General features: G+C 27.7%; 10 protein-coding genes. 4 read left to right on the top strand and 6 right to left on the bottom strand.

Features of this window, described 5'->3' with window-relative positions:
* Nucleotides 1-83 precede the first annotated feature (83 nt).
* A complete protein-coding gene (locus tag GQX97_RS02460; protein ID WP_157150373.1) occupies nt 84-1442 on the bottom strand; it encodes an FAD-dependent oxidoreductase in 1359 nt (452 codons plus the stop codon).
* A 254-nt stretch (nt 1443-1696) separates the two neighbouring features.
* Here GQX97_RS02460 and GQX97_RS02455 point away from each other — a divergent pair, with 254 nt between their 5' ends.
* On the top strand, nt 1697-2413 hold the full coding sequence (locus GQX97_RS02455) for a gamma-glutamyl-gamma-aminobutyrate hydrolase family protein (protein WP_157150372.1): 717 nt from the start codon (nt 1697-1699) through the stop codon (nt 2411-2413).
* A 75-nt stretch (nt 2414-2488) separates the two neighbouring features.
* The gene (locus tag GQX97_RS02450) at nt 2489-4099 is read left to right on the top strand and encodes a peptide ABC transporter substrate-binding protein (RefSeq protein WP_157150371.1); all 1611 of its coding nucleotides are present in this window, start codon (nt 2489-2491) and stop codon (nt 4097-4099) included.
* A 24-nt stretch (nt 4100-4123) separates the two neighbouring features.
* Here the strand turns inward: GQX97_RS02450 and GQX97_RS02445 are convergent, their stop codons facing one another.
* The 4 genes from GQX97_RS02445 to GQX97_RS02430 form a co-directional block, all read right to left on the bottom strand.
* Complete coding sequence (locus tag GQX97_RS02445; RefSeq protein WP_157150370.1) at nt 4124-4630, bottom strand: DUF2147 domain-containing protein; 507 nt, start codon at nt 4628-4630, stop codon at nt 4124-4126.
* A 29-nt stretch (nt 4631-4659) separates the two neighbouring features.
* Nucleotides 4660-5397 carry a hypothetical protein gene (locus tag GQX97_RS02440; RefSeq protein WP_157150369.1) on the bottom strand — a complete coding sequence of 246 codons (738 nt, stop codon included), beginning with the start codon at nt 5395-5397 and terminating at the stop codon, nt 4660-4662.
* Between the two features lie 142 nt (nt 5398-5539).
* Nucleotides 5540-6796, bottom strand: a complete 1257-nt coding sequence (locus tag GQX97_RS02435) for a tetratricopeptide repeat protein (protein ID WP_157150368.1) — start codon at nt 6794-6796, stop codon at nt 5540-5542.
* A gap of 23 nt (nt 6797-6819) precedes the next feature.
* Nucleotides 6820-7122: a hypothetical protein gene (locus GQX97_RS02430; protein WP_157150367.1), complete on the bottom strand. Its 303-nt coding sequence runs from the start codon at nt 7120-7122 to the stop codon at nt 6820-6822.
* A 253-nt stretch (nt 7123-7375) separates the two neighbouring features.
* Here GQX97_RS02430 and GQX97_RS02425 point away from each other — a divergent pair, with 253 nt between their 5' ends.
* Nucleotides 7376-10393, top strand: coding sequence for a DEAD/DEAH box helicase (locus GQX97_RS02425; protein ID WP_157150366.1), 3018 nt, complete (start codon nt 7376-7378; stop codon nt 10391-10393).
* A gap of 281 nt (nt 10394-10674) precedes the next feature.
* Nucleotides 10675-11544: a leucine-rich repeat domain-containing protein gene (locus GQX97_RS02420; RefSeq protein WP_157150365.1), complete on the top strand. Its 870-nt coding sequence runs from the start codon at nt 10675-10677 to the stop codon at nt 11542-11544.
* 492 nt (nt 11545-12036) lie between these two features.
* Here GQX97_RS02420 and GQX97_RS02415 read toward each other — a convergent pair whose 3' ends face one another.
* Complete coding sequence (locus GQX97_RS02415) at nt 12037-13152, bottom strand: hypothetical protein (protein ID WP_157150364.1); 1116 nt, start codon at nt 13150-13152, stop codon at nt 12037-12039.
* Between the last annotated feature and the right edge of the window lie 38 nt (nt 13153-13190).

Genomic DNA, 13190 nt, shown 5'->3' with positions numbered 1-13190 from the left:
TTTTAAATTTTAAAATTACAAAAATAAAAAAGCCCTATAGACAATTCTATAAGGCCTTTATTAAAATTATTATAAGTCAATAATTATTTAGCAGTATAAGCAACCATAGTCATCCAAGATAATGGTTTGTTATAGTGAGGAAGGAAGAAGAAGTCAGATAATGCGAAATCTTGAACAGTCATTTCATTAGCTATAGCAAGAGAGAATGCATGTATAGCTTCAGCATGATTATGTTTAGAAGCAATTTGAGCACCTAATAATCTTCCAGTACCTTCTTCATAAACGATTTTTACTAATACATCTTCGTAAGTAGGCATAAATTCTGGTCTTTCAGCATCTCTAAAGAAATTAGATTTAACTTTTAAACCTTTCTTCTTAGCAGTCTCTTCAGACCAACCAGTAGAAGCCATGTTATAACCAAATACACAAATAGCGTTAGAACCTTGTGTACCGCAATAATTAACTTTTTTACCTAAAATATTATTAGCAGCAACAATACCCATTCTTACAGCATTTGTAGCTAAAGCAATATATTCATGAGATTTAGAAGAGCAAGAATATACACTAGAACAGTCTCCTATAGCATAAACATTTTCATCTTTAGAAGATTTCATAGTAGTATCAACTACAATAGCACCATTAGGTAAAGTTTCTAAATAGTCTTTATAAAGTTCGCTATTAGGTCTGAAACCAACAGACATAACTACCATATCTACATCATAAGAACCTTTGTCAGTAACAACTTTCTTAACTCTGTCCTCACCTTCAAATTTCTTAACAGTTTCACCTAAATGTAATTCTATACCAGCATCTTTAATTCTTTTTTCTGCTTCATCAGTAATTTCTTTATCAAAATAGTTAGCCATAACTCTAGGCATAGCTTCCATTAAAATAACTTCTTTACCATGGTTTTTGAATGCTTCTATAAGTTCAACACCTATATAACCAGCACCAACTACCATAACTTTTTTTACTTCTGGTTTAGCTATTTCATCAATAATATCTTGACCTTGTTGATAAAGTTTAGAGAAGAAAATACCTTTTTTAAGCCCATAAGTAGTACCTTCTTGTTTTAAACCTTCAATAGGAGGAGTTACAGGCCAAGAACCAGTAGCAAGAATAAGTTTGTCATAATTATCTTCAAACTCTTTACCAGTTTTTAATTCTTTAACAGTCATTTTTTTGTTAGCCCAATCTATTTTAGTTACTTCATGACCCATATAAACTTCTATTCCTTCGCTTTTTAAACCTTCAGGACTAGCATAGAATAAACCTTTAGGATCTTTTACTACACCGCCAACCCAAAGAGCAATACCGCAAGCTAAGAAAGATATATTATCATTTCTATCATAAGTTACTACCTGACAATTAGGATCTGTAGCTTTTAAAGTTTTTGCTGCCCATGTACCAGCATGGTTACAACCAATTACTATTACTTTCATATAAATAACCCCTTTAATAATTAATTAAAATGTATTTTATTATAATACATTTATTATAATAAAAAAATAGTTATTAGTCAAGTTATTGTATATGTAAAGACAAATTTCAATATTATATTGTATAATAATACGAAAGAATTAAACATATTAATACACAAATAGTATAAATATTTATATTAAATTATACAATATATTTTAGTTTGACAAATATAATAATTTGAATATAATTATCAAGAAAAAAAACGGCTTTGAATATGAATAAAATTATAGCAATATCTGGAAATATATTAATTGAAAATAATATTAAAAAATCATTTGTAAACGATTCTTATATACAATCGGTTGTAAGGGCAAATGGAATGCCTGTTATAATACCAATAATAAAAGATAAAGACATCATAAAAAAAATGGTAGAAAATGCTTCTGGTATTATTATGACAGGCGGAGTCGATATTCACCCATTCTACTTTAATCAAGAACCTCACCCTAAAATTGGAGCTATTTCAAAAGAAAGAGATGAGTTTGATTTTACAGTATTAGATTATGCAGTAAAAATGAAAAAACCTATCTTAGGAATATGCCGAGGTATACAGCTTATTAATGTATATTTTGGAGGAGATTTAATTCAGGATATAGAATCTCAAACTAAAAGCAATATACTGCATTCTCAAACAGCTCCAACAGATGTTGCAACACATAAAATAAAAATAGATAAAAACTCTATACTTTATGATTTATTAGGCGAAGAAAGCGAAGTTAATAGTTTTCATCATCAGGCAATAGGAAAAGTTGCTAAAGACTTTAATATTGCCGCAAAAGCTAATGATGATATTATAGAAGCTATAGAATATAAAGACAAAAATCATTTTATATTAGCTCTTCAATGGCACCCAGAATTAATGTCTGAAAATAATATAAAAATGCAAAATATATTTAATAAATTTATTTTTATTTGTGAAAATAATAAATAAAATAGTATATTTTAATCATATAGTTCTTATTTTTTTCGATATATTAAGAATAGCATTTTATACTTTGGATTTTTTATGAAAATAAATAGGTTTTTGAAATTACATATATTAATTATCTTGGCATCAATTTTATTACTATCATGCCACAAAGAACCTAAAAGGATATTAAATGAAATAACAGTATCAGTTGGAGGCAAACCAAACTCAATGGACCCTTCAAAAATATCATCTATTAACTCTATGATATATATAAATCATTTATTTGAAAACCTCACTATAAAAGATGAAAATGGTGATGTAGTAGCAGGTGCAGCAGAAAAATGGATATCATCAAATAACAACACTATATATATTTTTTATATAAGAACAAATGCGAAATGGGCTGATGGCTTTGATTTAAAGGCTGATGATTTTGTATATGCATGGCAAAGAATAGTTGATCCTAAAACACAGTCGCCTCTCTCTGTATATTTAGAGAACATAAAAAATGCACATGAAATAATAAATGGAAATATGGATAAAGAACAGTTAGGTGTGAAAGCATTAGATAATGATATATTGTATGTTGAATTGGAATACCCTGTTCCATATTTTGATGAATTGGTATGCCATACTGCTTACACCCCTTTGAGAGAAGATATAGTAAGCAAGAATGAAAATAATTGGTCTTTGAATGCTGAGACTATGATTGGCAATGGTGCTTTTCAAATTGTAAGAATAGATGATTATAGGCTTGTTATAAGAAAAAATACAGATTATTGGAACTACAAAAACATAAAAGCAGATATAATTAATTTTGAGTTTATAAATGACCCTAATGAGGCTTTAAGCTTAATAGAAAAAGATGAATTATATTTTTATAATAGCATACCTATAAATAAGAAAGATGAATTGTTTGAAAAAAACATAGCAAGAAATGCCGCAAAAACTTCATTATACTTTTACGAAATAAATAATAAAATAAATCCGCTTTCAAATCCTACCATAAGAAAAGCAATATCATTAGCAATAGATAGAAACTTTATAATAGAAAATATAGTAAAATCTGATGATATAGCAGCATCAGCCATAGTGCCTTATAACATAAAATATAATGGTAAAGATTTTAGAACAGAAAATACAAATGAATATTTCTCTACAGAAGATTATACTAATAATGTAGAATTAGCTAAACAGTTATTAGAAGAAGCAGGATATAAAAACTCAAATGATTTTCCTGTAATAGAACTTCTCACAGATTATGGAGTTCATATAGAAATAGCTAATGCCATAAAAAAAATGCTTAAAGAAAATCTTAATATAGATACTATAGTTATAGCAAAACCATTTAATGAGTTTATAAGAACAAGAAGAAGAGGCAATTTTGACATAGCAAGACGCAGTTGGGCTGGAGGCTATAATCATCCTATGTCATTTTTATCATTACTTCAAAAAGACTATTTATTAAATGAAGGAAAATACTATAATCCTTTATATGATGAAAATATAAGAAATTATTTAACAACTCAAGATATAAAATATTTGCATTCAGCAGAAAAGATTGCTATAGAAGATATGGCTATAATACCTTTATTTTATTATAACAGTATAGTTATGCAAAGTCCAAAACTTATTAATGTTACATGCGACAATTTTGGTGTATACAATTTTAAGAATGCCGAAATTGTTGAAAGTACAGATAATTAATAGATAGCTTATCTCATCTACTAATTAATTTATAGGATTGCCTTCTACTGTTCTTAAACTGCTAATTGGTATATCATTATATTTTTTGGCTTCTTCTTCGGATAATCTTGTCCATTTTACACTAGCACCAACTATCCCGCCTTTATCTAATGAAGCTTTTAGAGATAATGATTTTTTGTCATCAGATAAAGTAACTTTTGCATAATATGAGCTTCCTTGGTCTGTATGATATATTCTTCCAGTTTGCCACTCACCGTCTTTAAACTCTATATCATAAATAAATGTAAGTCCTCTAAGGTCTTTATCTCTAAGGGTTTTATCTGGGTTATGAATATCAAGAGTAGTTTTCGCATCATCTTGAAAAGCAATAGCATAGGCATAAAGTTTATTATTAATTACTATTATCTTAGCTACCTTCATTCTTCCTCTAGGTTTATCAGGCATAGCCCAAAAACCTTCAATATCTTTAGCATTATTTGCCGCATATATGTATGAAGAAAATATAATAATTAATAATATAATCTTTTTCATTACTTTATCCAATTATTAATGATTTTTTATTATCTAATAAACTTATTAAAATCGAGTGTATAAGAAATATAAGCACCTATACCAAAATAATATCCGCTAGCAATCTGTTCAACATAAGGACTAAAATTGATAGATAAACTAGCATCACTATTAAGCACCAAATAAACACCAAGCCCAAGATGATTTAACCCCAACATAGCTTGATTATAAAAGTCATAAGCTAAATGATATTCAAGATATATACCAGCAAGCGAAAAACCAAATAAAGAGCCCGGATACACCCCAATAGCTGTTTTTAGCCTTATATAATTAACAACACCCCTAGGATCATTAAAAAACATAGGCACTTCCAAATTAGCATACATCGTTAAAAAGTCGCCTAGCCCTATTAAATAGTGTATTTGAGGATTTAGTCCAAATTTCTGCTTTGAAGAGCCCGGAAATAATACCTCAACAGCCCCTATAAATCCATTAAAAAATTGAAACCTCGGCATTATAGAAAATTGAGGCTGTCCTTCAACACCTACACCAAGCTCTGGAATATAAGTAAGAGGAAGCACTCTTGCAAATATATCAAAATTCTTTAATATACCAAAATTAAGCATAATGGGACTTGATAAAGTATAATTTTTGTTTCCTATTCTCATATTATCTAAATATAAAGTGCCTCCCAAACGAAGTGCACCTGTCATTCCAGTGTACATGTTGTATGGAAATGAATATGCTAAAGAAGATATTAATATAAATAGTATAACAATTTTTTTCATAAACTTTCTTCAAACAATATTATATATAATTATTATCAAATATAATACATTCTATAAAAAATATCAATAAAAATATATAAAAAAAGCCTAATAAGAATTGCTTCTTAAAAGGCTTTTTATATATGTAAAAATTATTTATTTATTATCTTATATTAACTGCATTTCTTGATAAAAAGTTCTTTCTATCATTAGCATATTTTGTTTTTGAAGTATTAGGGTATTCTGCTAAATATTGATTATATGTTAAATAAGCTTTATTAAAATCTCTTACATTATTGTTGCCTGTTTCATAAATCTCTGCGAGAAGAAGCATTGAATCTGCTCTTTTAGAGAATTTATCTTTTGAAGCCAATGATTTCTCTAGCATATCCAATCCGTCAGAAAGTCTTCCCATTTGTTTTAAGTTATTAGCAACTTCATATACAGCATTTCCATAAGAATAAGTATTAGGATATTTAGCTATAACATCATTAAAATATTTCATAGCCTCTTCATTATTATTCTCAGCTTTTCTCACAATACCCATTGAATATAAAGCAGCTGCCTTTTGATTGTTGTTAGCAGTTTTTAACTCAGAAGCCTTTTTATAAGCATCAAAAGCATTGGTATAATCTTTGTTCAAATTATAAATATCGCCTACTCTAAAATAACTATAAACAGCATATTTTGAGTCTGGATATTGAGAGATTACATTGTTATAAGAAGTTATAGCATTATCATAATCTTTTATATTTTTAAGATCTTCTGCAGATTTAAATAATAAAGCAACTTGAGAATTATCTTCTGCTGGTTTTGTTTTAGTTATTGATGCAGCTTTTTGTGCTTGAGTAGTATTATTAGCACTTGCGGCATTTGTAGCTGTTGTATTAGTCTCTGCTGCATTTGTATTTACTGTATTTGTAGATGTTTCGTTTGTATTTATCATCTCGTTTGTAGCAGCTGTCTCATTAGTAGTTTCAGCATCAAACATTGTAGAATTAGTATCTGTTATAGGATTTCCATTAGTTACATTTATTGTGTATATATATCTTCTAATTATATTATCTTCTGTATCTACTTGGAAATTAAGTTTTGCTATGCCCGGTGTTAATGTAGCGAAAGTGAGAAAGGCATTAGTTTTATCTCTAGTAAATCTCACGAAATCCAAATTTGTAGAATAGCTTGTAATACGAATATATCTGTCAAAGTTAGTAGCATTCAATTTAATAGAAAATAAGCTATTAGCAGCAAAATCTATTGATTGAAGCAAGTCTTTTTCTAAAGGCTCTCCCTTACGAGAAACAGGAGCTTCATTAGTTACCACTTTATCATCTGGCTGTACTGTAATTGTCTCTTGAGCAAATAATAGCCCTGTGAACATAATACAAGAAAACATACATGCAAATATTTTTAAACGCATATTTTTCTTCCTCCTAAAAGTTATTATTTATTTTTTCGGCTTTCTACATAATTCCTTGAGCGTTCTAATTCTTCAAAACTCAAATTATTTTTTGTTGAAAGAATCTCACCTTCCATAACCTTTTTATCATCATTTTTTATAATATCATTAGAAATCATAGCATTTTCTTCTTCCGGAGTTAAAGGCACTACATCAGGCTTTTGATTTAATCCTATAATAACCCCTATTAATACAATAAATACAAACCAAGAGGATAATATTATAATAAATAATTTTCTTTTCTCTGCATAAAAATACTTTATTTTATCAATAATTTTTTTAAGCATTAATTTATCCAAGTAAATATTATGTTAATTAAAATTATAAAACGAAAAAAAAATTTTGCAATCATAATTTTAAATTAATTATATACTACTATAACATATATCATTTAATTTTGTAAATTCTTATATAAACAACAATCAATAATAAAATATCATAAAACTTGACTTTTTTTGTAATTCTATTATCATGAATAGTCAATATTCTAATGTATATAAAAATAGTATTTAGGCTATATTTAAGGATAAAAGCTAAAAAATGGCAGAAAAATTAAAAAAGAAAGATATAAAAGAGAATAATAAACAATCTGATACCCTTTTAGATTATAGCAACAATGAAGAAGATAATACTAATTTTAACATAAAAGATGTAAAAATAATAAATGATGAAAGGCAAAACTGGCTCTACTACACGCGTGCACCTCTAATGGATAATTATAGAGATAATCTTTATAGAGAATATTACAGCATATCAGTATTATTGTCATTACGCGGTGAAGGAAATGAAAAGAGCTTGGGGCTTTCACTTAAACTTATAGACATAGAGAAAAAAAGACAGCTAAGAATTGTAGAGCTTGAGAGTTTTTTATTTTCTTGCGTTACCGGTGATAAACAAAAAATAGAAGATGAAGAATATAGAATAGAATTAGAGGATTTTAGCAGAGGCGAAGCTAAACTTATAAGATTTTTAAACAATTTATATGCCGATGCTTTACAAAATCAAGAAAACGGCAAATTATGGTTTAAAGATTATAATGCCTATCAATGTTTAACTATGCTTAAAGATGTAGCAAATATTAGATTAGAAAGTAAGGTTATAACATTCAGCGATGAAGTATTAAATATTATTATAGAAACCTACTACAATGAAAACAAAGATTTAATATTAGATATAAATATAAAAGACGTAGAGCTTAACAGAGTATATACATTTGGGGAGAATTGCGATTATATATTATACAAAGATATTTTTTATAAAACTAATCCGTCATACCCAAAGATTAAAAAGAACATATTTAAAAAGCCTATAACTGTTAATAGAGCATATATAAAAGATTTTTGTTCAAGGGTGCTTCCAAACTTAAAAAAAGATTTTCACATAGAACTTCCTGAGAACATAAAGGAAAATGAAATATTAGCATTCCCTGCACAGGCATTATTATTTTTGGACTATGATGGAAGCAATGTATTTTCTACTATAAAGTTCAAATATGGTTCTTTTACAGTTGATCCTTATACTAACAAATTCACAAGCAGCAATATGTTTGATAATGAAGTAAATGAAATATATAGAGATAAAGAAAAAGAGGAATATTTTTGTAATACTTTGTCTAAATATTTGGATAAGGTTGGAGATTATACTTTTGCTTCATCGGATGATGAGAAGATATTTTATTTATGCTATAAAATTTTACCTATGCTTCAAGATAAGGGCTGGACTTGTTTTTATAGTGAATCTTTTAAATCCCTAAAATTAAATGTTAAACCTCTTAAAATGAAAGTTTCTCTCACTAAAGATATTAACTTCTTTGAAATTAATTTTTCATTTGAAGGAGTTAAAGAGATACATGATTTATCAGATATTATAAGGGCTGTAAAAGTAGAAAACAAAGAATATATAAGGCTTCAAAATGGTTCATTTGTGCCGATAGATTTAGAGGTTATTGATTATATAGCTAAAATGCTTAAAGATAACCCTATAGAAAACAATGAAGATAATAGATATTTACTCCCAATGTTTAGTGCTCCATACTTTGCTGATATGCTTGAAAAACATAGCGGTATAGAATTAGATTTAGATGACAGTGCAATAGAGACAATATCAAATATAAAAAGAGTTGATTATGATGAAGAACCCCCAAAAAACATAGTGGGAGAGTTTAGAAATTATCAGCTTATAGGTTATAAATGGCTTAGAAAACTTGCAGATATGTCATTAAACGGAATACTTGCAGATGATATGGGTCTTGGAAAGAGTTTTCAGACTATAGCTACAATCTTAAAAGAAAAAGAAAATGGAGAGAAACTCACTTCTTTAATAATAGCACCAACTTCATGCGTTGCCAACTGGTATTATGAAATAAAAAAGTTTGCCCCATCTCTTGAAGCAATAGTTTTAACAGGAAGCTTAAAATCAAGAATGAAAAAGATTAGGGCTGTAAGCAACTATGATGTAGCTATAATATCCTACTCCACTTTAAGAAGAGATGTAAAAGCACTTAGTGAAAATGAGTTTAATTACGTGATACTCGATGAAGCACAGCATATAAAAAACGCCAACACACAAAATGCAAAAACAGTAAAAAGCTTAAAATCATTAAAAAGACTTGCATTAAGCGGTACACCTATAGAAAACAGTATAAGCGAAATGTGGTCTATGTTTGATTTTTTAATGCCGGGTTTTTTAGGCAAACATAAAGACTTTATTGAAGATTATGAAGCTCCTATTTTATCAGGCCTAGAAACTTCAAACGAAGCTTTGGATAATCTCAAAACAAGAATAGCACCTTTTATATTAAGAAGATTAAAAACTGATGTACTTAAAGATTTGCCTCCAAAACACACGGTTGTAAATTACTGCGATTTAACTAAAGACCAAAAAGAGCTTTATATGTCAATACTTGAAGCTGCGAGAATAGAGATATTTGAAACAGTAAAAAGAAAAGGATTTGCACAGTCTCATATAGAAATATTTTCAGCTCTCACAAGACTAAGACAAGTTTGCTGTCACCCAAGACTTATGCATCATGATTTAAGAGGAGACAGTCATACAAGCGGTAAGTTTAATATGTTTATAGAGATGATTAGAGAGGCTATATCAGGGGGGCATAGCGTATTAGTATTTAGCTCTTTTACAAGAATGCTTAATATTATGAGAGATGCATTTAACAAACTCAATATAAATTATCTTTATTTGGACGGCACTACAAAAAACAGAATGGATTTAGTGCATAGATTTAATGCAGGAGAAGCTCCTATATTTTTACTTAGCCTAAAAGCAGCAGGCACGGGGCTCACACTCACACAGGCAGACACTGTTATACATTATGATTTGTGGTGGAACCCGGCAGTTGAAGACCAAGCAACAGACAGAGCATATAGAATAGGTCAAAAAAGAGTGGTAACTAATTATAAGCTAGTAACAAGAGGAACAATAGAAGAGAAGATTTTAGAACTTCAAAACAAAAAAAGAGTGCTTATTGATACAGTAGTAGGCGATTCAATGGGCGACATTAATAAACTAAGCTGGGACGAAGTGAAGAATCTTATTAATTAAATTTTATATTTGCTCAAAATTCAGTTTTTTAATTTTAATTATTTGCGGGGACTATCCCCCTGCGAAGCGTACCCGTAGGGTAGCACCCCACTTCTTTTACCAAGTAGGTACTTTTCAGTATTGGTATAAAAGAAGCAAAACAACTGCATTTTTTACTCAAAAACAGTTATTATCTAATATTTTATACATATTATTAGAATTCTAATAATTGCACTTTTTGCGACGGGAAAAAGAACAACAAAAAATTGACAAACTTTAAAATTTTTAGTATAGTTCATTCTATGCTATCAGATAAAGATTTTAATAAAATTATTTCTTGGGCTTTGGAGTTAAAAATAACAAATTTCCCAAGAAGCAAAGAAGAATTAGAAAATATTGAAGAGCTTGATTTGTATGGTTTGCCTTGTAATTTATTTTTAGATGAAATTTCTAAATTAAAATCATTAAAAAGAATTTGGTTTATGTATAATGATTTTGATGAAATACCGAATTTTATTTATAGTTTAGAAAATCTTGAAGAAATAAATTTATCTGGAAATAATATTAGTTTTATTGATGATAGAATATCAAATTTGAAAAACTTGAAAATCTTTAATATTTATGAGAATAAAATAGGCAGTATATCAAGAGAAATTATAAATCTAAAAAAATTAGAAGTTCTTAATATAAGCGAAAATAATTTAAATGATATTCAGGAAGAAATTTTTTATTTAGAGAATATAAAAAATTTAGATTTAAGTGCAAACAAAATTACTAATATTGATTTAAAAATTTCAAATTTACAAAATATAGAAGCTCTTGATTTATCGAGCAACAATATAGAAATTATACCTAAAGAAATTTCTTATTTAAAAAAACTTAAATATTTAAATATAAGCTATAATAAATATAAAATTTTACCTGAAGAATTATTTAATTTAACAAATTTACAAATACTTTTAATAGGTTCTAATAACTTAAAAGAAATTTCTGATTCTATTTGCAAATTAACAAATTTAGAAGAATTACATATTCTTTCAAGTTCTATAAAAAAACTTCCTGAATTAAAAAAGTTGAAAAAATTAAAAGAATTAATTCTTATAGATACTAAAATAAAGAATAAAAACATTTTTGATAATAATTTTTTTAAGTCTGTCAAAATTATATTTTGAATTTTTTATTTGCGGGGACTAGCCCCCGCACCCCCACTTCTTTTATTGATATAAAAGAAGCAAAACAACTGCATTTTTAACTTAAAAACAGCTATTATCTAATATTTTATATATTATTATAATTCTAATAATTGCACTTTTTGCAACTTTTTGCGGCAGGAAAAAGTTGAATAAAACAAAAACTTTTATGACAAAATATAATTTTTTAGATATGCTGAATTTTTTAAGTCTGTTAAAATTATATTTTTATTTAATTATTTGCAGGGCTTTGCCCCCTGCGAAGCGTGCCCGTAGGGTAGCACCCCACTTCTTTTATTGGTATAAAAGAAACAAAACAACTGCATTTTTAACTTAAAAACAGCTATTATCTAATATTTTATATATTATTATAATTCTAATAATTGCACTTTTTGCAACTTTTTACGGCGGGAAAAAGTTGAATAAAACAAAAACTTTTATGACAAAATATAATTTTTTAGATATATTAAAAAATCAATTAAACTTCTTTATCTTATCCATCCAAGATTTGTATTCTTCGTCTGTAATCTCATCCAATATATTAACATACGGGTTTAACTTCTGATGTAGCTTTGTGAAATAACTATTATCCCACTTTATAGGTTTTGTCCACATGCCTTCACTGTCCATTATAATAATAGGAGTGCCTTCAATTTGAGGTATATCCTCTGAAGAAATATCACTGTGCAAAATATTATCCAAATCAAGCTCTCCATTATCATCTTCTATTTTGTATGAACCATCACTTTGCAAAGCATATATTGTATAGTATTGCTGATGAGCGGTTGTTTCAATAATCTCTTGAGAATACTCCTCCCCTCTTGCCACTTTATAAACTAATTCATTAAACTCAAAATTATCTATTCCATATCTCTTTAATAACTTTTTATTGTAAATCTCATTTTCAAGAAGCGTAATTAAATGAAAACAATTATTAGTATCAGCAGTTTCAATAAAAAATCCTCTCTCAACCTTTGGAGATAATACAAGTATTTTTGTTTTTAATGAAGCATCAATTCCAACATGCAAATATCTCATGCTAGGAATATAAGTTTCTATATACTCTATATATTCAGTAGGCTCTAAACTTCTAAAATATGCACGAAGATTAAGATTGCCGCATGTTAAAGTCATAATCGCAGGAATCATAGTATCAATGCCAGTAAAAGAAGCAAGTGCCTCATAATCTATTCTATACATTATATCAATATCTAAATTCTCTATATCATCAGCTGTTAAATCATCTTCATCTATATTGTATGCCAAAGCAGCATCATTTATATATTTGCAGGCATAATAAATATTTTTGTAAAATAAATCTATTATTCTTTTGCCAATATCCTCATCAATATTATCTTCATGATAAAATGAATGTGCAATAAAATTAGAAGCACTAAAAGATTTTAATATATCCATTTCATTAAGAGCAAGTGAAATCTCTTTGCATATTGCAGGCATATCATTAGAATGCTCTAATTCTTTTAATTTTAAGAACTTTTCATTTTTTGTAATTAACTTTGTATTTTGAACTTCATCTATATTTGACTTTTCTTTAGCATATTCTAAATAATTTTTTAAAACAGTATTCATAAATAATCCTAGTAAAAAATGGCAATATTGTAATTATA

Origin of the sequence: Brachyspira sp. SAP_772 (assembly GCF_009755885.1) — a bacterium.
GTDB lineage: Bacteria > Spirochaetota > Brachyspiria > Brachyspirales > Brachyspiraceae > Brachyspira.
This window is presented reverse-complemented; position numbering and strand designations above follow the sequence as displayed.